Origin of the sequence: Pilimelia anulata, from assembly GCF_014647895.1 — a bacterium.
GTDB lineage: Bacteria > Actinomycetota > Actinomycetes > Mycobacteriales > Micromonosporaceae > Pilimelia > Pilimelia anulata.
Genome location: NZ_BMQB01000001.1, coordinates 467206 through 490311, shown reverse-complemented (window position 1 = coordinate 490311; position 23106 = coordinate 467206). Strand labels below are relative to the sequence as shown.

Below are 23106 nucleotides of genomic sequence, written 5' to 3'. Positions count from 1 at the left end.
GGTACCTCCTCGACCGGCGCGCGCCGCGCGCCGGGATGTGCTCAGGGTGTGGCGCCCGCGCCCGCCGGGCCGGGCTCGACCCGGGCCGCGGCGTCGTCGCGCAGGGCGGCGATCTCGTTCTCGAAGTCCGTCAACGACTCGAAGGACCGGTACACGCTCGCGAACCGGAGGTACGCGACCTCGTCCAGTTCGCGCAGCGGCCCGAGGATGGCCAGGCCGACCTCGTGGCTGGGGATCTCGGCGGCGCCGCGGGACCGGACCGTCTCCTCGACCCGCTGCGCCAGCAGCGCCAGAGCGTCGTCGTCGACCGGCCGCCCCTGGCACGCCTTGCGCACCCCGCCGATGATCTTGGGACGGCTGAACGGCTCGGTCACGCCGCTGCGCTTGACCACCGCCAGCACCGCCTCCTCGACGGTGGTGAACCGCTTGCCGCAGTCCGGGCAGGAGCGGCGACGACGGATCAACTGGCCGTCGTCCGCCTCGCGGGAGTCGACCACCCGCGAGTCGGGGAAACGGCAGTACGGACAGCGCACCCGCGAACCCTCTCTGTACACGCTCGGGGTCGGCCGGCGGACCCCGCGGGCCACGCCGCCAACGTACCGCCGGACGACGGGCGCCGCGGGCGTCCCGCCCCGGCCCGCGACCGCCCGGGCGGCGCTGACCCACCGCCCCCGGGTGGGCACCGCCGGTACCGGCCACTCGCGCCGGCAACCCCAAGTTATTGGCAAGCTACACACATGTAACTACTACATGTTGGGTGTGACGTTATTCCGCCGCCCGACCGCCGCGCAAGCCGACACCCGCTCCCGCGGGGCGCGGAATCCGGGACTTTGTCGTACAGGTGTTTGAAAAACCGGCCGCGACCCACTACGGTCGAGGCGGCAGGTTTGTCGGTCGGGGACCGATTCCGCAGGCCGGCGCCGGTGCGCACCCTCGATGGTGGACGCCCGGCCGCCCCGCGGACGGCGGTGGACCGGCACGACCCGCCCTGCGGCCCGCGTCGGCGGCCGCCGACGGTTGCGGCGCGCACGGGATGGGACGGGGCCAGTGGCTAGCGGTGAACGCGCGGGGCGGCCGACGGGCGGCACCGGCAGGACGGGGCGGGCGGCGCCGACCGCGGCCCGCGAGCGCAGCCGCCCCCGCACCGGCCCGGCCCTGCGGGCCGTCCCGGCCCCCGAGCTGTCCGGCGACCACGTCGCGGCGGCGCTGACCGAGCGGCAGCGGCGCATCCTGACGGTGATGCGCGAGTGGGTGGCCGAGCGGGGCTACCCGCCGAGCGTCCGGGAGATCGGCGAGGCGGTCGGGCTGGTGTCGCCGTCGAGCGTGGCGTACCAACTCAAGGAGCTGGAGCGCAAGGGCCTGCTGCGCCGCGACCCGAACCGGCCGCGTGCGGTGGACGTGCGCCCGGCGGAGGAGGACGAGGCGGCGGTCCGGGCGGGCCAGCCCACCCCCGCGTACGTACCGATGCTGGGCAGCATCGCCGCCGGCGCGCCGATCCTGGCCGAGCAGTCGGTCGAGGGCGTGTTCCCGCTGCCGCGGGAGTTCGTCGGCGAGGGCGAGCACTTCGTGCTCCAGGTACGCGGCGACTCGATGGTCGAGGCGGCGATCTGCGACGGCGACTGGGTGGTCGTGCGGCGGCAGCAGACCGCCGATCCGGGGCAGATCGTCGCGGCGCTGATCGACAACGAGGCGACCGTGAAGACGTACCGGCCGCGGGACGGGCGGCCGTGGCTGCTGCCGGCGAACCCGGCCTACGACCCGATCCCGGCCGACGACGCGTCGATCCTCGGCCGGGTGGTGGCGGTCCTCCGCCGCGTCTAGCAGCCGCGGTCGGTCAGCGGGGGTTCGGGTCGTCGTTCGGGCGGGGGTCGCGGCTGCCGCGGTAGATGTTTCCCGTCGTCGTGCCCGGCGGCGCCTGCGCCGGCGTGCCGGGGCGGTGCGGCCGGGCGCCGGGCGCCGGGACCGTCGCGCTGCCGGTCGGCTTGCCGGGCACCGGGGCGCCGCCGCGCGGCTTCGCCGACCCGACCGCCGCGGAGCCGACCCCCACGCCGGGGCCGCCCGCTCCCCCGCGTCCCGCGCCGCCGGGAGCGCCCCGGGACGCGCCGCCACCGCGCGCGGCGCCGCCCGGTCCGCCGCGCGGCGCGGCGCCGGGGCCGTCGCCGGGGGTGGCCGGACCGCCGCGCCCGCCGCCGTCGCCCGTGCCCACCCGCGGCCGCCCGCCGCCGGGACCGCCGCGCGGACCGGCACCGGGGCCACCGCGCGGGCCGGCACCGGGAGCACCGGGGCCGCCGACCGCGGCCGCGGCGCCCGCCGGGACCGCCGCCGCACCCGCCGGGACCGGTCGCCGGTCCTGCTGGTCGCGCTCGGCCGGCTGGTCGGCGGCCGGGCCGCTCTCGGCCCGGCGCTTCCGGCGGGCCCGGGTGATGCCGAGGACGCCGACGCCGACGAGGATCAGCCCGAGGACGCCGACGCCGGCGACGATCTTGGTGATGTCAGCGAGGCTGAGCGAGCTGAGGAGGCCGGGCTTCGCCCGGTCGGCCGTGGCCGCGGGCGGGGCCGTCGCGGTGACGGCGGCGGGGGCGTACGACTGGATGGTGGGCTTGAGGTCGACGTCCTGCGCCGTCTCGGAGATCGTCAGGTACCGCTGCCCGTCCGGGGTGTACGCGAGCGACTCGCCCCACGGCTCGTCCGGCAGCGGGGTGACCCGCGGCTTGCCGCCGATGATCGCCTTGACGATGTCGCCGTCGGGGACGTCCCACTCGAACGCGTCGGCGTACGTGCGCAGCGCCACCCGCCCGCCGCCGGGCGCCGCGGCCCCGCCGGTGATCACCAGCCGGCCGAGGACGCCGAGCGCGGTCGCGGTGGTGGTCCGCGGTACGGCGACCTCGCCGACCCGCTTGAGTGCGGTACCGGCGGCGCCCTTCCTCAGCGGCCCGGCCGGCAGGTACACCAGCGCCTTGCTGCCCTTGGTGACCAGCACCGGCAGGCCGTCGCGGCCGACCAGCAGCGCCTCGGCGTCCTTGGCCCCGTCGGGGTAGGTCAGCCGGTACAGCTCGGGGGGCTTCTTGCCGTCGACCGGCATGCGCCAGACGGCGACGGTCTCGCGCTTGCCGTCGTTGTCCCCGGTGTCGGCGATCCACAGGGTCTTGCCGTCCGGGCTCAGGGCCAGGTCCTCGGGGTCGCGGGGGCTGGTCGGGAAGGCGACGGTGTCCTTCACCCTGCACTTGGCGTCGAGGTAGAAGACGCGCTTGCGCTCCTCCAGCTCGGTGCTGTCGTTGATGACGATGTAGCCCTTGGCCGTGGCGACGAGGCCGGAGATCTCGGACAGCCGGTCGTCCGTGGCGGCGCAGACCTTGGTGCCGGCGGCGGCCGCGGCGGGCGCGCCCGGCGCGAGGACCGCGACGGCGACGGCCGCGGCGGCGAGCGCGCGCGCCGGCGGGGTGTCCGAAATTGCGCGGCCCGTCCGGCCGGCGGCCGGTCGATGGCTCCTCAACCACATGGCAAACAGTGTCGCACGCCACTGTCGGTGACCCGGACCACCGCGCCCGGCCGCCGCCGCGGGCCGGGGCGGCGGTGTCCGGGCGGTGGCGGCGGGCGGTCCGGCGGGCGTCAGGCGTGCGTACGCAGGGCCGCGGCGAGCGCCTCGTCGACGCGTACGTGCAGCCAGACGCCCTCCTCGGTCTCCCGGCTGTCGAGCACCTGCCCCTCGCGGCGGACGCGGCTGACGAGCCGGCCGTCGCGGTACGGGACGGTCACGGTGAGTTCCACCGGCGGCAGCGGCAGCCGGTCCTCCAGGGCCGCGCGCAGCGCCCCGACGCCGGTGTTGCGGCGGGCGGAGACGAGGACGGCGTCGGGCCAGAGCCGCTTGAGCCGCAGCAGCGCGTCGTCGTCCGCGGCGTCGGTCTTGTTGATCACCAGCAGTTCGGGCAGCCGGTCGGCGCCGACCTCGGCCAGCACCTCGCGGACGGCCCGGACCTGCTCCTCGGGGTCGGGGTGGGCGCCGTCGACGACGTGCACGACGAGGTCGGACTCGGCCACCTCCTCCAGCGTCGAGCGGAACGCCTCGACGATCTGGTGCGGCAGGTGCCGGACGAAGCCGACGGTGTCGGACACGACGTACTGCCGCCCGTCCGCGGTCTCGGCCCGCCGGGTGGTCGGGTCCAGGGTGGCGAACAGGGCGTTCTCCACCAGGACGCCGGCGCCGGTGAGCCGGTTGAGCAGGCTGGACTTGCCGGCGTTGGTGTACCCGGCGATGGCGACGTGCGGGATGCCGGTGCGGGCCCGGCCGGCCCGCTTGGTGGCCCGGGCGGTCTTCATGTGCTTGATCTCGCGGCGCAGCCGGGCGATCCGGGAGTTGATCCGGCGCCGGTCCGTCTCCAGCTTGGTCTCGCCGGGGCCGCGCAGGCCGACGCCGCCGCCCGCCCCGCCGCCGGCGCCGCCGCCCTGCCGGGACAGCGCCTCGCCCCAGCCGCGCAGCCGCGGCAGCAGGTACTCGAGCTGGGCCAGCTCGACCTGCGCCTTGCCCTCGCGGCTCTTGGCGTGCTGGGCGAAGATGTCGAGGATCAGCGCGGTCCGGTCGATGACCTTGACCTTGGTCTGCTGCTCCAGGTTGCGGAGCTGGGACGGCGACAGCTCGCCGTCGCAGATGACCGTGTCGGCGCCGACCGCGACGACGATGCCGCGCAGCTCGTCGACCTTGCCGCGGCCGACGAAGGTGGCCGGGTCGGGGCGGCCGCGCCGCTGGATGACCCCGTCCAGGACGACCGAGCCGGCGGTCTCGGCGAGCTGCGCCAGCTCGGCGAGGGAGTTGTCGGCGTCGGCGGCGCTGCCCTCGGTCCAGACGCCGACCAGGACGACCCGCTCCAGCCGGAGCTGGCGGTACTCGACCTCGGTGACGTCGGTCAGCTCGGTGGACAAACCGGCCACTCGGCGCAGGGCGTGCCGCTCGGCCAGTTCGAGGTCGCCGCCGGTCAGCTCGGGGTGCTGGTCGAACTCCGGTGCGACGTCGTGTTGGCTACGCAAAATGGGCACTCTCCCCGGTGGTCCGGATCCGGCCGGGGGTCCCGGCCGGGGCGGCGATCCCCCGCCACCGCTCCATGGTGGCACGCCCCGCGCCACCCCGGCACCCGGTTTAGCCCGCGGCCATCGGGATCGGTCGATCTTGCGTTCACCCCGGTGGGGCGGCGCGCGGGGGCCCGGGGGGCGCCGGGTACAAATGAGGGCTATGACCAGCCGCCTGCCCAGTGCCGGGTTCTCGATCACCATCCGGGTCAGCGTGCCGTCCGACAGCTCCGCGATCGGCCGCCTGACCACCTGCGTCGGGGAGGCCGGTGCGGTCGTGACCGCGCTCGACGTGGTCGACTCCGACCACGTCCGGGTGGTCGTCGACATCACCTGCGACACCGCCGACGCCACCCACGCCGACCAGGTGGTCGCGGCGATCGAGGCGCTCGACGACGTCGAGCTGCGCAAGGTCTCCGACCGGACGTTCCTGCTGCACCTCGGCGGCAAGATCGAGGTGCAGTCGAAGATCCCGCTGCGGAACCGGGACGAGCTGTCCCGCGCGTACACCCCCGGCGTGGCCCGGGTCTGCCTGGCCATCGCCGAGAACCCGGCCGACGCCCGCCGCCTGACGATCAAGCGGAACACCGTCGCCGTGGTCACCGACGGCTCGGCCGTGCTCGGCCTGGGCAACATCGGCCCGTACGCGGCCATGCCGGTGATGGAGGGCAAGGCGGCGCTGTTCAAGCGGTTCGGCGGGGTGGACGCCTGGCCGGTCGTGCTGGACACCCAGGACACCGACCAGATCGTCGAGATCGTCCGGGCCATCGCCCCGGCGTACGGCGGGATCAACCTGGAGGACATCGCCGCGCCGCGCTGCTTCGAGATCGAGGAGCGGCTGCGCGACCTGCTGGACATCCCGGTGTTCCACGACGACCAGCACGGCACGGCGATCTGCGTGCTGGCCGCGCTGCGCAACGCGCTGCGGGTCGTCGGCAAGGAGCTGCCGGACGTCCGGGTCGTGGTCTCGGGCGCGGGCGCCGCCGGTACGGCGATCATGAAGCTGCTGCTGCGCCAGGGCGTCGGCGACGTCATCGCGTACGACCGGCCGGGGGCCCTGCACCGCAAGATGGAGGGGCTGTCGCCGTCCTGGCAGTGGCTGGCCGACAACACCAACCGCGACGGCTACGCCGGCGACCTGCCGGGCGCGCTGGTCGGCGCGGACGTGTTCATCGGCGTCAGCGCCCCGAACCTGCTCACCGGCGAGCACATCGCGAAGATGGCCAAGGACGCGATCGTGTTCGCACTGGCCAACCCCGACCCGGAGGTCGACCCGCGGGCGGCCCGGCAGCACGCGGCGGTCGTCGCCACCGGCCGGTCCGACCAGCCGAACCAGATCAACAACGTGCTCGCCTTCCCCGGCGTGTTCCGCGGCATGCTGGACGCCAGCGCCGAGGAGTTCACCGCCGAGATGGCGCTGGCGGCGGCCAACGCGATCGCCGACGTGGTCGACCCGGCCAAGCTGAACCCGTCGGTGATCGTGCCGAGCGTGTTCGACTCGCGGGTCGCACCGGCGGTGGCCAAGGCCGTCCGCGCCGCCGGCACCCGCGGCTAGCGCGCCCCGGCGGGGTCAGGCCGGGAGGGTGAGGTGGCCGTCGGCGACGATGACCGCCGGCCCGGACATCCAGCAGGTGTCCCCGGCGAAGGTGATCGTCAGCCGCCCGCCGGGCAGGTCCACGGCCACCGTGCCGTCGGCCGGCCCGGCGGCGCGCAGCGCCACCGAGGCGACCGCGCACGCGCCCGAGCCGCAGGACAGCGTCTCGCCGACCCCCCGCTCGTACACCCGCATCCGGACCGCGACGTCCGCGCCCGGCACCGCCGGGGCCGGCACCAGGAACTCGACGTTCGCGCCGCGCGGGAACAGGCCGGGGTCGTAGCCGGGCAGCCCGGCCAGGTCCAGTTCGTCCAGGTCGACGCCGGCCGGCAGCGGGCAGACCAGGTGCGGGTTGCCGACGTCCACCGCGGTGCCCGACAGGGTGTGGCCGGGGATCGTCGCCGCCGCCGGCCCCAGGTGCCGGGGGCGGCCCATGTCCACGGCGACGTCCGGGCCGTCCGGGCGCACCGAGACCACCCCGGCCCGGGTGGCGATCGGCAGCGGGCCGGCCGCGGGCCACGGCGCCAGGCCGGCGTCGATCAGGTACCGGACGAACGTGCGCACGCCGTTGCCGCAGGTCTCGCCGTACGAGCCGTCGGCGTTCCAGTAGTCCATGAACCAGTCCGCCCGGTCGGCGTACCCGGCCGAGTCGGGGTGCTTGGCCGTGCGCACCACCCGGAGCAGGCCGTCGCCGCCGAGGCCGAACCGGCGGTCGCAGAGGGCCGCCACGTCGGCGGCGGTCAGCGGCAGCGCGCCGTCGGCGTCCGGCAGGATGACGAAGTCGTTGCCGGTGCCGTGCCCCTTGGCGAACGGGATCCTCAGCGATGTCACCGGACCATCATGACGCACCGTCGCCGGCGCCCGCCCGGGATGCCGCCCCGACGACCGAGATGGCCGCTTCGACCAGGTCCGGGCGGTCGCCGTCCAGCCAGCGGACCGCCGGGTCGCGGCGGAACCAGGACCGCTGCCGGCGGACGAACCGCCGCGTCGCCCGCGCGGTGTCGGCCCGCGCGGTGTCCCCGTCGCACGCGCCGTCGAGCTGGGCGAGCGCCTGCCGGTACCCCAGCGCCCGCCCGGCCGTGCGGCCCTCGCGCAGCCCGCGGGCGGCCAGCGCGGCCACCTCGTCGAGCAGGCCAGCGGCCCACATCCGGTCCACCCGGGCGTCGATCCGGGCGTCCAGGGCCGCGGGGTCGCGGTCGACGCCCACGGACACGTACCGGTAGTGCGGCACCGGGGCCGGCAGCACCGCGGCGAACGGCCCCCCGGTCAGCCCGATGACCTCCAGCGCCCGGACGATCCGCCGCCCGTTGCCCGGCAGGATCGCCGCCGCGGCGGCCGGGTCCAGCGCGGCGAGCCGGGCGTGCAGCGCGGCCGGGCCGACGTCGGCCAGCTCGGCCTCCAGCGCCGCCCGGCGGTCCGGGTCGGTGCCGGGGAAGGCCAGCTCCTCCAGCACCGCGCGCACGTACAGGCCGGAGCCGCCGACCAGCAGCGGCAGCCGGCCGCGGGCGTGCACGCCGGCGACGGCGGCCCGGGCGGCGTCCCGGTACGCGACGACGCTCGCCGGCTCGGTGACGTCCCACAGGTCGAGGGCGTGGTGCGGGACGCCGCGGCGCTCGGCGGGCGGGAGCTTCGCGGTGCCGATGTCCATCCCGCGGTAGAGCTGCATGGCGTCGGCGTTGACCACCTCGCCGCCGAGCGCCGCCGCGAGGTCGAGCGCCAGGTCGGACTTGCCGGTGGCGGTGGGCCCGACGACCGCGACGACGAGCGGGCCGGTCACCGCGGCCGCCAGGCCGCGACGAGGTAGGCCACGCCGTACGGCGCCTCCTCGTGCCGCAGCTCGCCATCCCAGTCGGCGCCCGCCGTGGCGGCGGCGAGCACCCGCCACGCGGCGTGGCCGGCGACCAGCAGCGCCGCGGCCCCGGCCGGGTCGAGCGCGGCGAGGCCGGCGCGGTCGGCGCCGCCGAGCAGGGCGGCGAGCCGGGCGTCGTACCCCGCGGCGCGCGGGTCGGCGTAGCCGGGGGCCTTCTCGCCGCGGCAGGCGCTGCCGTCGCCGAGCACGAGCAGCCCGACCCGGCCGGGCAGCGCGGCGATCCCCCGACCGAGCGCGTCGGCCGCGGCGGCGGCCGGGGCCTCATCGGCGGGGGCGGGTGGGTGGTGCAGGGGGGCCGCGGTGGCGGCGTGCAGCGGGGTGTCCGGGCCGAGGAGCCAGGCGCCGACCGTCAGGCTGAGCGGCAGCGGGCCCGCCGGCAGGACCGGTCCGGCGCCGGGCGGGGGCGCGGCCACTGGCGCGTACGGCAGCGCCGGTTCCAGCCCGTACGGCGCGAGGGTGGGCCGGGAGCCCGCGGGCCACCAGCCGGTCCGGTCGCCGCCGCCGACCGCGACGACCGCGTCGGCGGCGCGCAGCGGCGCGACCGCGGCGGCGCACGCCGCGCGCAGCGCCGCCAGCTCGTGCGCGGCGCCGGCGGCCACCTCCGGGATGAGCATGGGCGGGTGCGGGCACACCGCGACCGAGACGACTGGCACGCCGCCCACCGTAGCGAGACGGCCCTCACGCAGCGCGCCCAGGTGGGAACGGGCCGTTTCGGGGCAAGACACTTATTGGTCACGGTAGGCGAAGGGGGCTTCCGGGACCCCCGGGGGGACCTGTGACAATGCGTACGACAGCCGTGCCATGGCGGCGGACCTCGCCGTGCGGCGGTGGGCACTCCCACGGTGACCCCGCGCGCGATCCGCCGGAGAGACGAGGACAGGCAGATGAACGACTGGACGAGCTTCGGCCGCATCGACGCTGACGGCACCGTCTGGGTCAAGACCGGCGAGGGCGAGCGGGCGGTCGGCTCGTGGCAGGCCGGTACGCCGGAGGAGGGGCTCGCCCACTACGCGCGCCGCTACGCCGACCTCGTGACCGAGGTGGACCTCGTCGCCGCCCGGCTGGGCGCCGGCGCCGCCGACGCCCAGCAGTCGCTGTCCACGGTGAAGCGGCTGCGCGCGTCGCTCGCCGACGCCGCGGTCGTCGGCGACCTCGACGGCCTGGCCGCCCGGCTGGACAAGCTGGCCGCCGACGCCGAGGCGCGGGCCGGCGAGGCCCGGGCCGCCCGCGACGCCGCCCGGGTGGAGGCCGTCGCCCGCAAGACCACGCTGGTCGAGGAGGCCGAGAAGCTGGCCAACGAGTCGACCGGCTGGAAGGCCGCCGGCGACCGGCTCAAGGCCATCCTGGACGAGTGGAAGACGATCCGCGGGATCGACAAGAAGACCGACGGCGAGCTGTGGAAGCGGTTCGCCGCCGCCCGGGACGGCTTCACCCGCCGCCGCGGCGCCCACTTCGCCAGCCTGGACGCCCAGCGCAAGGAGGCCCAGGGCGCCAAGGACACCCTGGTCGCCGAGGCCGAGGCGCTGTCCGCCAGCGACGACTGGGGCCCGACCGCCACCCGGCTCAAGGACCTGATGGCGGAGTGGAAGGCCGCGCCGCGGGCCAGCAAGGACGCCGAGCAGAAGCTGTGGGAGCGGTTCCGCGCGGCGCAGGACGCGTTCTTCAGCCGGCGCAGCGAGGTGTTCTCCGCCCGCGACGCCGAGCAGAAGGGGAACCTGACCGCCAAGCAGGAGCTGCTGACCCGGGCCGAGGCGATCGACGTGGACGCCGACCCGGCCGCGGCGCAGAAGCTGCTCCGCGAGATCCAGGGCCAGTGGCACGAGGTGGGCCGGGTGCCGCGCGAGGCCATGAGTGGGCTGGACCGGCGGCTGCGCGCGGTCGACGACCGGATCCGGCAGGCGATGGACTCGGCCTGGCGACGGGTCGACCCGTCGGACAACCCGCTGCTGCGGCAGATGCGCGAGCAGGTCGCCGAGGCCGAGCAGCGGCTGGAGCGGGCCCGCGCGGCCGGCGACAACCGCCGGGTCAAGGAGGCGGAGAAGGCCCTGGAGGGCAAGCGCCAGTTCCTCGCCCTGGCCGAGAAGGCCGGCTGACCCCACCTCCCGGCCGTCATCCCACCCCGCTGGTGACGTACGCCGGGAGGGTGTCCCGCGCGACCGCCTTCGTCGGGGCGGCGTCAGTGCGGGCCGGTGCCGCAGCCGCCGGCAGGCGGTGGCGGGGTGGCCGGGCGGCCGATCGTCGGCATGCCGAGGGCCACGCCGGGCAGCTTCGGGGCGCGGCCGGCCGCGTACGCGTCGCCGGCCCGGGTGCGCCGGTGGGCCACCGGCTCGCCGTCGCAGTTCAGGTGGTGCGGCGCGGCGTACGTGACCGTGGCGTGCACGACGTCTCCCGGCCGGATCGCGCCCGCGAGCGAGCCGGCGGTGAAGTGGACCAGCCGGCCGTCCCGGGCCCGCCCGGACAGCCGCCCGGTCGCCTCGTCCTTGCGGCCCTCGCCGACGGCCACGAGCACCTCGACGGTCTCGCCGAGCAGCCGCTTGTTCTCGGCCCAGGTGATCTCCTCCAGCGTCGCGAGCAGGCGCTGGTACCGCTCCCCCACGACCTCGCGCGGCACCTGCTCGGCCATGGTCGCGGCCGGGGTGCCGGGGCGCTTGGAGTACTGGAAGGTGAACGCGGTGGCGAACCGGGCCGCCCGGACCACGTCCAGGGTCGCCTCGAAGTCCGCGTCGGTCTCGCCGGGGAAGCCGACGATGATGTCGGTGGTGATCGCCGCGTCCGGCATCGCCGCCCGGACCTTCTCGATGATGCCGAGGTACCGGGCGGACCGGTAGCTGCGCCGCATCGCCCGCAGCACCGCGTCCGAGCCGGACTGCAGGGGCATGTGGAGCTGGTGGCACACGTTCGGCGTACCGGCCATCGCCTCGATCACGTCGTCGGTGAAGTCCTTCGGGTGCGGGCTGGTGAACCGGACCCGCTCCAGCCCGTCGATCCCGCCGCAGGCGCGCAGCAGCTTGCCGAAGGCGTACCGGTCGCCGAACTCCGCCCCGTACGAGTTGACGTTCTGCCCGAGCAGCGTCACCTCCAGCACGCCCTCGGCGACCAGCGCCCGCACCTCGGCCAGCACGTCGCCGGGCCGGCGGTCCCGCTCCTTGCCGCGCAGGCTCGGCACGATGCAGAAGGTGCAGGTGTTGTTGCAGCCGACCGACACCGACACCCAGCCGGCGTACGTCGACTCCCGCCGGGTCGGCAGCGTCGACGGGAACGTCTCCAGTGCCTCCAGGATCTCGACCTCGGCCGCGGCGTTGTGCCGGGACCGCGCCAGCAGCGCCGGCAGCGAGCCGATATTGTGCGTGCCGAAGACCACGTCCACCCAGGGCGCCCGGCGGACGATCTCGCCGCGGTCCTTCTGGGCCAGGCAGCCGCCGACGGCGATCTGCAGGTCGGGGCGCTTGAGCTTGACCGGGCGCAGGTGGCCCAGGTTGCCGTACAGGCGGTTGTCGGCGTTCTCCCGGACCGCGCAGGTGTTGAACACGACCACGTCGGCGTCGTCGCCGGGAGCGCGGACGTAGCCGGCGCCCTCCAACAGCCCGGCGATCCGCTCGGTGTCGTGCATGTTCATCTGGCAGCCGAACGTGCGCACCTGGTACGTGCGAGCGGCGTCGCCGGGCGCGGTGGGGCCGGGCGCGGCGGGGTCGGCGGCCGGGGCGGGGGCCGCCGGAGCGCCCACTGGCGCGGCGGGCGGGATCACGGGCAGGGTAGTCATGACAGCAGACCACGATATCCGTACCGCATCACGAACCGGGAGGCGCACCATGTGCCGCTCCATCAAGACCCTCCGCGAACCGTACGCCGAGGCGGTCACCGAGGCCGACATGCACGCGGCGGCCCTCCAGTACGTACGGAAAATTTCCGGTTTCCGGGCCCCCGCGCCGCACAACCGGGCCGCCTTCGACGAGGCCGTGGCGGCCGTGACCGCCGCGACGCAGCAGCTTCTGGGCTCGCTGGTGGTCCGGGGCGGCGCGAAGTAACTTTTGGGCAACATTCAGTGATGACCATGTTGTGGAAGGGCGTTACCGGCCCGTGACCCGCCGAGCGCCGCGGCGCTGGCCGCGCCCCCTTAAAGTGACCTCCAAGCGACAACCGAGCGCCGCCCGCCCGCCGGCGGGCGGGCGACAGGGAGGCGGCCCATGGCGGCGGAGACCGAACCGTTGATCGTGCTCAACGGCGTGAACAAGTGGTTCGGCGAGCTGCACGTCCTGCGCGACGTCGACCTCTCGATCGCCCGCGGCGAGGTCATCGTGGTCATCGGGCCGTCCGGGTCCGGCAAGTCGACGCTGTGCCGGGCGATCAACCGGCTGGAGACCATCAACACCGGCGAGATCCGGTTCGACGGCGTGCCGCTGCCGGCCGAGGGCAAGGCGCTGGCCCGGCTGCGCAGCGAGGTCGGCATGGTCTTCCAGTCGTTCAACCTGTTCGCGCACAAGACCATCCTGGACAACGTCACACTCGGCCCGATCCGGGTCCGCCGGGAGCCCGCCGAGCAGGCCCGCACGCACGCGCTGGAGCTGCTGGACCGGGTCGGCATCGCCAACCAGGCCGGCAAGTACCCGGCGCAGCTCTCCGGCGGCCAGCAGCAGCGCGCGGCGATCGCCCGGGCGCTGGCCATGCACCCGAAGGCGATGCTGTTCGACGAGCCCACCAGCGCGCTCGACCCGGAGATGGTCGGCGAGGTGCTGGAGGTCATGACCGCGCTGGCCCGCGACGGCATGACGATGGTCGTCGTCACGCACGAGATGGGCTTCGCCCGGCACGCCGCGCACCGCGTCGTGTTCATGGCCGACGGGCAGCTCGTCGAGGAGGCGCCGCCGAACGAGTTCTTCGGCAACCCGCGCAGCGACCGGGCGAAGGACTTCCTGTCCCGGATCCTGACCCACTGAACGCCATCACCCTGGGGAGCGGTGACCCGCGCCGAATCGCGGGCGACCACCACGAAGGAGAAACCACCATGCGCATCACCCGGATCGTCGCCGTCGCGGCGGCGGCCACCCTCGCCCTCACCGGCCTGGCCGCCTGCGGCGACGACAGCGGCGACGCGGCCGGCGGCATCGTCCAGAAGGCCAGCAAGGACAAGAAGCTGGTCATCGGCGTGAAGGCCGACCAGCCGGGCCTCGGCCTGCAGACCGGCTCGACGTACGAGGGCTTCGACATCGAGATCGCCAAGATCATCGCCAAGGGCCTCGGGGTGGAGGAGAGCGGCATCGAGTGGAAGACCACGGTGTCGGCCAACCGTGAGCCGTTCATCCAGCAGGGGCAGGTCGACCTGGTCGTGGCGACGTACACGATCAACGACGAGCGCAAGCAGAAGGTCGGGTTCGGCGGGCCGTACTACATCGCCGGGCAAGACCTGCTCGTCGAGGCCGCCAACACGGCCATCACCGGCCCGGAGTCGCTGACCGGCAAGAAGGTCTGCTCCGTCACCGGCTCGACGCCGGCGAAGCGGATCCAGTCCGAGTACCCGAAGGCGCAGCTCCAGCAGTTCGACTCGTACTCGAAGTGCATTGCCGACCTGGCCGGCAAGAAGACCGAGGCGGTCACCACCGACGACATCATCCTCGCCGGGTACGCCGCCCAGTCGCAGTACGCGGGCAAGTTCAGGGTCGTCGGCAAGACGTTCAGCACCGAGCCGTACGGCATCGGGCTGAAGAAGGACGACAAGGAGGGCTGCAACAAGATCAACGAGATCCTGCGCACCTCCGCCACCGACGGCTCGTACCAGAAGGCCTGGGACACCTCGCTCGGCAAGAGCGGCAAGGGCGCCCCGACCCTCGACACGAGCAAGCTCACCAACTGCGGCTGACCGGCAGTCGGGGCCGGCCCGCGCGGCCGGCCCCGACCCGGCGCGATCCACCCGGGAGCGTCGATGGAGATCTTCAGTGACCCCGCCGTGCAGCGGGTCATCCTCACCGGCTTCGGCTGGATCCTCAAGCTGACCGGCGCGGCCGGCGTGCTGGCGCTCGTCCTCGGGGTGCTCCTCGCCGCGATGCGGGTCTCGCCCGTGCCGATCCTGCGCGGCGTCGGCACCGCCTGGGTGAACATCTTCCGCAACACCCCGCTGACCCTCGTCGTGTACTTCTGCTACTTCGGCCTGTACACGACGCTCAGCCTCCAGTTCTCCGACGACATCCAGCTCAACGTGTTCTGGCTCGGCGTCGTCGGGCTCGCGACCTACACCGCGGCATTCGTCTGCGAGGCGATCCGGTCCGGCATCAACACCGTCCCCGCGGGCCAGGCCGAGGCCGCCCGGGCCATCGGGCTGACCTTCGGCCAGACGCTGCGGCTGATCATCCTGCCGCAGGCGGGGCGCGCGGTCGTCGCCCCGCTCGGCAGCATCCTCATCGCACTGACCAAGAACGCCACCATCGTCGGCACGATCGGCCTCGCCGAGTCGGCCAACGCGATGAAGGAACTGATCAACGAGAACGGCAACGTGGTCGTGCCGATCTTCCTGGTCTTCGCCGGCGTCTTCGTCGCCCTGCTGGTCCCGACCGGGTACCTGTTCAACTGGCTCGGCAACCGCCTGGCGGTCCGCCGATGACCCCCGCCGCCGGCACCGCCGGCCGCCGATCCCCGGAGGCGACCCGATGAGCGCCACCAGTGCCGTCCTCTACGACCACCCGGGGCCGCGCGCCCGCGTCCGCAACCGCGTGCTCACCGTGGTCTTCGCGGTCGGCGCGGCAGCCCTGCTCTGGTACATCTACGTGCAGTTCGACGCCAAGGACCAGTGGGCGGCCGACCTCTGGAAGCCGTTCGTCCAGCCCGCCACCTGGACCGACTTCATCCTGCCCGGCCTGTGGGGCACGCTGACGGCCGCCGGCGTCGGGATGGTGCTCGCGCTGGCGTTCGGGGTGATCTTCTCGGTCGGCCGGCTGTCCGACCACAAGTGGCTGAGCCTGCCCGCCGGCGCCGTCGTCGAGTTCTGCCGGGCGGTGCCGCTGCTGCTGATGATCTTCTTCCTGTCGTACGGCGTGCCGTTTCTCATCGAGGCGCCGTTCCCCGCGTTCTGGGCGGTCGTCGTCGGCCTCACGCTGTACAACGGGTCGGTGCTCGCCGAGGCGTTCCGCGCCGGCGTCCGCGCGGTACCCAGCGGCCAGGCCGAGGCCGGGTACGCGCTCGGGCTGCGCAAGTCGCAGGTGATGGGGCACATCCTCATCCCGCAGGCGGCCCGGTCGATGCTGCCGGTGATCGTCAGCCAGCTCGTCGTGCTGCTCAAGGACACCGCGCTCGGGTACATCATCGCGTACCCCGAGCTGATCCAGCAGGGCGTCAACGTGCTCTCCGCCAACTACGGCAACGTGCTCCAGGCGGCGATCGTCATCGCGATCATCTACATCGCGATCAACAGCGTGCTCACCTGGTTCGCCGGCTGGCTGGACCGGCGGATGATGCGGCAGGGCCGCACGACGGTCCGGATCACGGCCGTCGAGGACGGCGACGAGCACGGCCCGGGCCTGAACCTCGTCCGCTGACACCCCCGCCGACACCGGCGATCCGGACGCCGTTCGGGGTTGCCGTGCGCCGGTAGCGGCGCGCTACCGGGCGATCTCCGTGGCGCGGGACTCGCGGACGACCGTCACCCGGATCTGCCCGGGGTACGTCAGCTCCTCCTCGATCTGCTTCGCCACGTCCCGGGCGAGCAGGTGCGCGGCGACGTCGTCCACGTCGTCCGGGCGGACCATCACCCGCACCTCCCGCCCGGCCTGCATGGCGAACACCTTCTCCACGCCCGGCTTGCCGGCGGCGATCTCCTCGATCCGCTCCAGCCGCTGCACGTACGCCTCCAGGCTCTCCCTGCGGGCGCCCGGCCGGCCGCCGGAGCACGCGTCCGCGGCCTGGGTGAGCACCGCCTCGACCGTGCGCGGCGGCACCTCGTTGTGGTGTGCCTCGATCGCGTGCACGACCTCGTCGGCCTCGCCGTACCGGCGGGCGACGTCCGCGCCGACCCGGGCGTGGCTGCCCTCGGCCTCGTGGGTGAGCGCCTTGCCGATGTCGTGCAGGAACGCGCACCGCTTCGCCAGCGCCGGCGCCAGCCCCAGCTCGGCGGCCATCACCCCGGCCAGGTGCGCGGACTCGACCAGGTGCTTGAGCACGTTCTGCCCGTAGCTCGTCCGGTACCGCAGCCGCCCCAGCAGGGTGACCAGCTCCGGGTGCAGGTCGCTGATCCCGACCTCGACCAGCGCGTCCCGGGCCGCCTGCCGGCAGCGCCGGGCGACCTCCTCGGTCGCCCGGGCGTGGATCTCCTCGATCCGGTGCGGGTGGATCCGCCCGTCGGCGATCAGCCGCTCCAGCGTCACCCGGCCGACCTCGCGGCGGACCGGGTCGAAGCAGGACAGCAGCACCGCCTCGGGCGTGTCGTCGATGATCAGGTTCACCCCGGTGACCGACTCGAACGCCCGGATATTGCGGCCCTCGCGGCCGATGATCCGGCCCTTCATCTCGTCGCCGGGCAGGTGCAGGACGCTGACCACGCTCTCCGCGGTCTGCTCGCTGGCGACCCGCTGGATCGCCTCCACCACGACCGCGCGGGCCCGGCCCTCCGCCGACTCGCGCGCGTCGGTCTCGATCCGGCGGGCCAGCAGCGCGGCGTCCCGCCGGGCCTGCCGGCCGACGGTCTCCAGCAGCTCCGTCCGGGCGTCGGCCGCGGTCAGCCCCGCGACCCGGGCCAGCTCCCGGTGCTGCCGCTGCTCGGCCTCGCCGAGCCGGGCGTCCCGGTCGGCCAGCCCGGCCCGCTGGCCGCGCAGCGCCTCCTCCAGTTCCGCCACCCGCTCCTCCCGCTCGGCGAGCCGCTGGGCGGCCTCGCCGTGCAGCGCCTCCCGCCGGTCGAGCCGCTCGGCCCGCCGGCCCAGCTCCGCCGCCCGCTCCCGGACGGCGGCGCCCTCGCCGCGGGCGGCGTCCAGGATGCGGTGGGCGTCGGCCCTGGCCGCGGACAGCTCCGACTCGGCGGCGGACGCCGCGCGGGTGGTCAGGTTCCGGACGACCCGCAGCGCCACCACGAGGCCGACCAGCCCCAGCGCCACCACCAGGACGAGCGCGCCCAGCAGGGCCCATTCGCGGTCCGGCATCGGCCACCCCCTCCGGCGGGCACACCGCAGGACGGGGTGTGCCATCGAGACCCACGGCCGAGCGCAGCGGTGGTGCCGCACAGACGCCACCGGGCGGGCGGCGCCGCACGGGGCACCACTCGCCGGATCGCGATGATTGTCGACAATGGCTCGGCACCCGGCGCCGGACCGCTTCGGCCGCGCCGGGGCGGTGTCCGACCGGGTCGCCCGCAGCACCGGCGACGGCTATCTGGCTCGCACTGGTGATGAGCTGACGGTCGAGGTACTGGCTTGGATAACGCGAGGGTAGGACGCGAATCGCAGCCCGGTCAAGATACCGACGATCCCGTCGGATCAGGACATCCCGCACCGGGAGAGCGAAGGCATCAACCACGCGCAGTACTCATTGGAGCATACAATCGCCCACAAGGGTCGGAGGTCTCAGGTCCATTCCGGTGTGGACCACTCCGCGTCGGCCGCGTCGAATCCCCCGTCCGGGTCGTCGTCGGCCGCGCCGCGGGCGGCCAGCTCCTCCCGGACGACGGACAGCGCCAGCCCCGCCGGGTAGCCCTTGCGGGCGAGCATCCCACCCAGCCGGCGCAGCGCCACCGCGTACTCGACGCGGGCCATGCCGCGCAGCTTGCGCCGGACCAGCTCGCGGGCGGTCGCCGCCTCGGTCGCCGGATCCAGCTCGGCGAGCGCCTCCTCGGCGTCGCTGCCGGTCACGCCCTTGTGCCGCAGCTCCTGGACGAGCGCCCGGCGGGCCAGCCCGCGCCCGTGGTGCCGGCTGGTGACCCAGGCCCGGGCGAAGGCGGCGTCGTCGATCATCCCGACCTCGGCGTACCGCTCCAGCACCGCGCCGGCGACCTCGTCGGGGACGCCGCGGCGGCGCAGGGCGGCGGCCAGCTCGGTGCGGGTGCGGGGGCGGGTGGCGAGCTGGCGGAGGCAGACGTCGCGGGCGAATTCGAACGGGTCCCGCTCCACCGACGGGCGCTCGTCCCGCCGCCGCCCGCCCGACCGGCCACGGTGCCGGATGCCCTCCCCGGCCGCGGGATCGCCCTGCCCGTCTGCGGGGTTGCTCTGCCGGTCCCCGGGATCGCTCTGCCGGTCCCCTGGATCACCGGGCGCGGCGGTGGGGCCGCCGGGGCGGGGCGGCTGGTCCGCGGATGACGACGGGGCCGGCGGGGGCGGGGCCGCGTCCCAGCCCCGCCCCCGCCGGGCGCCGTACCGCCTACCGGCCATGGCCGGTAGGTCCCGCATGGTCCCCGGGCGCATGGTCCCGGCCCGTGCGGTCCCGGCCCGTACGGGCCGGGGCCGTGCGGTTCGGGATCGCGTGGTGTGGCGTCATGTCGCGGCTCAGAAGTCGACGGGCGGCGTCGCTTCCGGGCCGCCGGCCTCGTCGCTGCCGATACCGACGCCGAGCTTCTCGAAGATCTTCTTCTCGATCTCGGCGGCGATGTCGGGGTTCTCCTTGAGGAAGTTGCGGGAGTTCTCCTTGCCCTGGCCGAGCTGGTCGCCCTCGTACGTGTACCAGGCGCCCGACTTGCGGATGATGCTCTGCTCGACGCCGACGTCGATCAGCGAGCCCTCGCGCGAAATGCCCTTTCCATACAGAATGTCGAATTCTGCCTGCTTGAACGGGGCTGCCACCTTGTTCTTGACGACCTTGACCCGGGTGCGGTTGCCGACGACGTCGGTGCCGTCCTTGAGCGCCTCGATCCGGCGCACGTCGAGCCGGACCGAGGAGTAGAACTTCAGCGCCCGGCCACCGGTCGTCGTCTCGGGCGAGTTGTGCACCATGACGCCGTCGACGAAGTAGTTGTGGTTTCCCTCGACCTCGATGTCGAAGCGGTTCATCGAGCGCGTCCGCGGCTTCACCCGGACGTCGAGGATGCGCGCGGGTACCGGGCGCAGCTCGGGGTCCACGAACAGCGGTGTCACCGCGCATCGGCCCTGCAGGCGCGGGAGGAGCTTGTACGCCATCGCGTCCGGCACGTACGGCGCGACGATCTCCTGGAAGCGGGCCGAGCCGGCCGTGCTGAACCGGAGGACCGCCTGCTGCGCCGCGCCCCGGATCGTCAGCCGCACGTCGCAGCCGTGCACGTCGCGCAGGTACTCCGCGAGCCGCTCCCGGCTGCCCTCGGTCAACGCCTCGACGCAGATCTCGATGCGCTCGCTGCCACCGGCCGTCCGCTGCTGAAGGCCCTTGGAGCGGAGAGTGAGGGAGCCGTCGTCCAGGTACCAGATCGCCAGGGCCAGCGGGGTGAGCGCCTTCAGGTACTCCTCGCCGATGAACTTCCGGCCGTCGCCCAGGTAGACCGCGCGGCGCAGCTCGGCCAGCTCGGGCAGGGGGGTGAAGTCGGCGAACACCGCGCCGCGGCGGTCGGTCCGGCGGGACACCGGGATGTTGCCGAGCAGCCCGACCTTCCAGTCGAGGTAGTCGGCCTGCGCGGCCCCGTGGCCCAGCCGGAATCGCACGCCGGCGCCGCCGTCGCGGTTCGGCGACAGACTGCCGTCGCCCAGCAGCGAACCCAGGATGACCTCCCACTGCTGGTCGCTGAGGCGGCGCTGCTCGGCGAGCATGACCCGGTCGCCGGCGATCAGCTCGCCCGCCTCGCGCCAGCCGCCCGGCGTGCGGACCAGGTGGTTGGCGGTAGCGGCGAACTGCGCACGGCCGTTGCCCGCCGACTTGGCGACGGTGAACTGGAGGAACCGCTCGGCCGGGCCGTTGTTGAACCAGTTGACGATGCGCTTCGGCTCGACCCGGTCGGTCTCGGGGTCGTACGAGAGGACCTCGATGTCGAGCTTCCGGTTGACGATCTTGCCAATCTTCTCCTGCGTACCGTCGGCGAGCGTGACCCGGGTGCCGTACGACATGCAGCCGAACATCACGCCGATCTTCTCGCGGAGCTGGTTGATGAAGATCGCCGTGGTCCCGGTGTTGCTCAGCACGCCGGTGATCTTCCGCAGCGCCTGGCTCATCAGCCGGGCCTGGAGGCCGACGTGGCTGTCGCCCATCTCGCCCTCGATCTCGGCGCGCGGCACGAGCGCGGCCACCGAGTCGATGACGATGATGTCGATGGCGCCGGAGCGGATCAGCATGTCCGCGATCTCCAGCGCCTGCTCGCCGGTGTCCGGCTGGGAGACGAGCATCGCGTCGGTGTCGACGCCGAGCGCCTTGGCGTACTCGGGGTCGAGGGCGTGCTCGGCGTCGATGAAGGCGGCGATGCCGCCGGCGCGCTGTGCGTTGGCCACCGCGTGCAGGGCGACGGTGGTCTTGCCGCTGCTCTCCGGCCCGTACACCTCGACCACGCGGCCGCGCGGGAGGCCGCCGACGCCGAGCGCGACGTCGAGGGCGATGGAGCCGGTGGGGATCACCGAGGTCTGGACGACGGGCCGCTCCCCCAGCCGCATCACCGAACCCTTGCCGAACTGCTTGTCGATCTGGGCGAGCGCGAGGTCGAGCGCCCGTGCCCGGTCCGGGCCTGCCGTCATTGCTGCCACCCCTGTGGTCGCCGATTTCGTCGGTCGTTTCGTCACGCGGGACACGCTAGGCGGTGGGTCCGACGAAATGACAGTCGGCGGGCCGGAGCCTGTGGACACGTCCCCTGCTGTGGACAATAACCGAACAGGTGTTCGATCGTCAGTACATCGGGGTGCCGGCTGCTCAGCGTAGTCGCGGCGGTACCCGCTCGGGGTACGCGGCGCACACGGCCCGCCACACGACGACGGTGGGTACGCCCTGGTCGAGTGCCCGGGTGATGGTGCGGCCGTCGAGGTTCGGCAGGACCAGGTCGGTGGCGACGCTGGCCGCGTAGCCGGGGCCGAAGACCTCGTCGAGCCGCTGCCAGAAGTCGGTGAGCCGCACGGTGCGTCCCCTCAGGTCGGTCGGGCGCCGGGGCGGAGCGTCCACAGCGCGAGCGGCACCGTCACCAGGCCGGCACCCAGGGCGAGGGCGCGGAAGTCGAGGCCCGCGACGACGAAGCCGCTGACCGCGCCGGCCGCCGCGCCGGCCAGCCCTGTGACCAGGTCGGACAGGCCCTGGGCGGCGGGTCGGGCGGCGAGCGGGACGTGCGCGGTGAGCAGCGTCGAGCCGGCCACCATCGTGCCCGACCAGCCGAGGCCCAGCAGCGTCAGGCCGATCGCCAGCCGGGTGGTGTCGGCGCCGGCGGTGCCGGCGACCAGGCAGGCGGCGGCGAGCAGGACGGCGCCGATGCCGATCACGGGGCGGCTGCCCAGCCGGTCGGTGAGCAGGCCGAGCAGCGGGGAGAGGGCGTACATGCCGGCGATGTGCAGGGAGAGGACGATGCCGACGAGCGTGAGGACGCGGTGGGCGGGGTGGTGGTTGCCGAGGTGGACGGGGGTCATCGACATGACGCCGACCATGATCATGTGGCCGAGGGCGACGGCGGCGACGCCGAGGCGGGCGTACGGGTTCGCGGCGACCAGGGGCAGCGCGGACCGGATGGTGAGCCGCTCCCCCGCGCCGGCGGGGGCGGCGGGGGTGGGTGGGCCCGCGGGCTCCGCGCCGACCGCGGCCGCCACAGCGGCGGGCGGACCGACCGGGGCGCCGATGCCGGTCGGGGCGCCGCGGTCGGTGCCGGGGGCAGCCGACGGCGCCGGCCGGACCGCGGCCGGCGGCGCGGAATCGACCGGCGCGACCAGCGGTACGGGATCGACCGGCGCGACCAGCGGTACGGCATCGACCGGCGCGGCGGCCGAGGGGGCGGCGAGGGCGCGGGCGACGAGCAGGGGGTCGGGGCGCAGCAGGAGCCACAGCACGACCCCGCCGAGGGCGAACGCCGCCGCGCTGATCACGAACGGGCCGCTGAGCGGCGCCAGCTCCCAGTCGGCGACGAGGCGGTCGGCCAGCGGGGCGAGCAGCGGGGCGGCGACCGCGCCGAGGGTGGTGGCCCAGACGATCAGGGAGAGGTGGCGGCCGCGGCGGTCGGCGGGGGCGAGGTCGACGGCGGCGTACCGGGCCTGGAGGTTGGCGGTGGTGCCGCCGCCGAACAGGATCAGGCCGCCGAAGAGCAGGGGCAGGCTCGGTACGGTCGCGCCGGTGACGGTGAGCACGGCGCCGAGCGTGCCGACGGCGTAGGCGAGGGCCAGGCCGACGCGGCGGCCGTGGGCGGCGGTGAGCCGGGTGACCGGGATGGTGAGCAGGGCACCGCCGACGACGGCGCCGCTCTGCGCCAGGCCGGACAGGCGGGTGCCGGCGATCCGGGCGGTGAGCAGGGCGCCGACCGACATGCCGATGGCCACGCCGACGGCGCCGAGGGTCTGGGTGGCGAACAGCAGCCGGAGGGTGCGTCGGTGGACGGCCTCGGGGCGCACGCGGGCTCCTTACGGCGGGTGGGGTGGGTCCGCGATCGTATCCGCCGGATCGCCCGCCGGGGCAGGGCTCGGATCACACCTGGCAACCCGCCCGCCGGAGCCCACCGCCGGCCCGGCAATCCGCTCCGCCGGGCCCGCTGCCGACCCCG

20 protein-coding genes and 2 pseudogenes are annotated in these 23106 nt (G+C 74.8%); 8 read left to right on the top strand and 14 right to left on the bottom strand.

Going from position 1 to position 23106, the window contains the following annotated elements; genetic code table 11:
• Positions 1 to 41 precede the first annotated feature (41 nt).
• Positions 42 to 533 carry a transcriptional regulator NrdR gene (gene nrdR / locus IEY94_RS02155; RefSeq protein ID WP_189168289.1) on the bottom strand — a complete coding sequence of 164 codons (492 nt, stop codon included), beginning with the start codon at positions 531 to 533 and terminating at the stop codon, positions 42 to 44.
• 514 nt (positions 534 to 1047) lie between these two features.
• Here nrdR and lexA point away from each other — a divergent pair.
• On the top strand, positions 1048 to 1821 hold the full coding sequence (gene lexA / locus IEY94_RS02150; RefSeq protein ID WP_373291162.1) for a transcriptional repressor LexA: 774 nt from the start codon (positions 1048 to 1050) through the stop codon (positions 1819 to 1821).
• Positions 1822 to 1834: 13 nt separating this feature from the next.
• Here the strand turns inward: lexA and IEY94_RS02145 are convergent, their stop codons facing one another.
• Positions 1835 to 3493 (bottom strand): SMP-30/gluconolactonase/LRE family protein, encoded by a 1659-nt coding sequence (locus IEY94_RS02145; RefSeq protein WP_189168287.1) that lies wholly within the window; start codon positions 3491 to 3493, stop codon positions 1835 to 1837.
• Between the two features lie 116 nt (positions 3494 to 3609).
• On the bottom strand, positions 3610 to 5022 hold the full coding sequence (gene hflX / locus IEY94_RS02140; RefSeq protein ID WP_189168286.1) for a GTPase HflX: 1413 nt from the start codon (positions 5020 to 5022) through the stop codon (positions 3610 to 3612).
• 202 nt (positions 5023 to 5224) lie between these two features.
• Here hflX and IEY94_RS02135 point away from each other — a divergent pair, with 202 nt between their 5' ends.
• Positions 5225 to 6616 carry an NAD-dependent malic enzyme gene (locus IEY94_RS02135; protein ID WP_189168285.1) on the top strand — a complete coding sequence of 464 codons (1392 nt, stop codon included), beginning with the start codon at positions 5225 to 5227 and terminating at the stop codon, positions 6614 to 6616.
• A 15-nt stretch (positions 6617 to 6631) separates the two neighbouring features.
• Here IEY94_RS02135 and dapF read toward each other — a convergent pair whose 3' ends face one another.
• The 3 genes from dapF to IEY94_RS02120 are packed head-to-tail and all read right to left on the bottom strand — an operon-like array spanning position 6632 to position 9178.
• Entirely contained in the window at positions 6632 to 7471 is an 840-nt protein-coding gene (gene dapF / locus IEY94_RS02130) for a diaminopimelate epimerase (protein WP_189168779.1), read from the bottom strand.
• 22 nt (positions 7472 to 7493) lie between these two features.
• Entirely contained in the window at positions 7494 to 8540 is a 1047-nt protein-coding gene (miaA, locus tag IEY94_RS02125; protein ID WP_373291161.1) for a tRNA (adenosine(37)-N6)-dimethylallyltransferase MiaA, read from the bottom strand.
• Positions 8429 to 9178: a class III extradiol ring-cleavage dioxygenase family protein gene (locus IEY94_RS02120; protein ID WP_373291160.1), complete on the bottom strand. Its 750-nt coding sequence runs from the start codon at positions 9176 to 9178 to the stop codon at positions 8429 to 8431. The genes miaA and IEY94_RS02120 overlap by 112 nt, the downstream gene beginning before the upstream one ends.
• Before the next feature lie 231 nt (positions 9179 to 9409).
• On the opposite strand from IEY94_RS02120, the gene IEY94_RS02115 reads away from it, so the two are divergent.
• Positions 9410 to 10618: a DUF349 domain-containing protein gene (locus IEY94_RS02115; RefSeq protein WP_189168282.1), complete on the top strand. Its 1209-nt coding sequence runs from the start codon at positions 9410 to 9412 to the stop codon at positions 10616 to 10618.
• A gap of 83 nt (positions 10619 to 10701) precedes the next feature.
• Here IEY94_RS02115 and miaB read toward each other — a convergent pair whose 3' ends face one another.
• Positions 10702 to 12285 (bottom strand): tRNA (N6-isopentenyl adenosine(37)-C2)-methylthiotransferase MiaB, encoded by a 1584-nt coding sequence (gene miaB / locus IEY94_RS02110; protein ID WP_268244812.1) that lies wholly within the window; start codon positions 12283 to 12285, stop codon positions 10702 to 10704.
• A gap of 49 nt (positions 12286 to 12334) precedes the next feature.
• On the opposite strand from miaB, the gene IEY94_RS02105 reads away from it, so the two are divergent.
• The 5 genes from IEY94_RS02105 to IEY94_RS02085 all read left to right on the top strand — a co-directional run bounded on the left by IEY94_RS02105 (position 12335) and on the right by IEY94_RS02085 (position 16048).
• Positions 12335 to 12550: a DUF2277 domain-containing protein gene (locus tag IEY94_RS02105; RefSeq protein ID WP_189168281.1), complete on the top strand. Its 216-nt coding sequence runs from the start codon at positions 12335 to 12337 to the stop codon at positions 12548 to 12550.
• Between the two features lie 159 nt (positions 12551 to 12709).
• The gene (locus IEY94_RS02100) at positions 12710 to 13459 is read left to right on the top strand and encodes an amino acid ABC transporter ATP-binding protein (protein WP_189168280.1); all 750 of its coding nucleotides are present in this window, start codon (positions 12710 to 12712) and stop codon (positions 13457 to 13459) included.
• A gap of 68 nt (positions 13460 to 13527) precedes the next feature.
• Complete coding sequence (locus IEY94_RS02095; RefSeq protein ID WP_189168279.1) at positions 13528 to 14379, top strand: glutamate ABC transporter substrate-binding protein; 852 nt, start codon at positions 13528 to 13530, stop codon at positions 14377 to 14379.
• Positions 14380 to 14442: 63 nt separating this feature from the next.
• Entirely contained in the window at positions 14443 to 15117 is a 675-nt protein-coding gene (locus IEY94_RS02090) for an amino acid ABC transporter permease (RefSeq protein WP_189168278.1), read from the top strand.
• Between the two features lie 46 nt (positions 15118 to 15163).
• On the top strand, positions 15164 to 16048 hold the full coding sequence (locus tag IEY94_RS02085) for an amino acid ABC transporter permease (RefSeq protein WP_189168277.1): 885 nt from the start codon (positions 15164 to 15166) through the stop codon (positions 16046 to 16048).
• A 63-nt stretch (positions 16049 to 16111) separates the two neighbouring features.
• Here the strand turns inward: IEY94_RS02085 and rny are convergent, their stop codons facing one another.
• The 7 genes and pseudogenes from rny to IEY94_RS02060 all read right to left on the bottom strand — a co-directional run bounded on the left by rny (position 16112) and on the right by IEY94_RS02060 (position 22957).
• Positions 16112 to 17641 carry a ribonuclease Y gene (gene rny, locus IEY94_RS02080; RefSeq protein ID WP_189168276.1) on the bottom strand — a complete coding sequence of 510 codons (1530 nt, stop codon included), beginning with the start codon at positions 17639 to 17641 and terminating at the stop codon, positions 16112 to 16114.
• A 420-nt stretch (positions 17642 to 18061) separates the two neighbouring features.
• A complete protein-coding gene (locus tag IEY94_RS24120; RefSeq protein WP_189168777.1) occupies positions 18062 to 18862 on the bottom strand; it encodes a regulatory protein RecX in 801 nt (266 codons plus the stop codon).
• A 114-nt stretch (positions 18863 to 18976) separates the two neighbouring features.
• On the bottom strand, positions 18977 to 19477 hold the full coding sequence (locus IEY94_RS24115) for a hypothetical protein (RefSeq protein ID WP_306341587.1): 501 nt from the start codon (positions 19475 to 19477) through the stop codon (positions 18977 to 18979).
• Between the two features lie 171 nt (positions 19478 to 19648).
• Positions 19649 to 20497 (bottom strand): annotated as a pseudogene (locus IEY94_RS24110) (LAGLIDADG endonuclease); the annotation flags it as partial.
• Between the two features lie 3 nt (positions 20498 to 20500).
• A pseudogene (recA, locus tag IEY94_RS24105) lies at positions 20501 to 21115 on the bottom strand (recombinase RecA); the annotation flags it as partial.
• Positions 21116 to 21287: 172 nt separating this feature from the next.
• Positions 21288 to 21488: a DUF3046 domain-containing protein gene (locus IEY94_RS02065; RefSeq protein ID WP_189168274.1), complete on the bottom strand. Its 201-nt coding sequence runs from the start codon at positions 21486 to 21488 to the stop codon at positions 21288 to 21290.
• 11 nt (positions 21489 to 21499) lie between these two features.
• The gene (locus IEY94_RS02060; protein WP_229783240.1) at positions 21500 to 22957 is read right to left on the bottom strand and encodes an MFS transporter; all 1458 of its coding nucleotides are present in this window, start codon (positions 22955 to 22957) and stop codon (positions 21500 to 21502) included.
• Between the last annotated feature and the right edge of the window lie 149 nt (positions 22958 to 23106).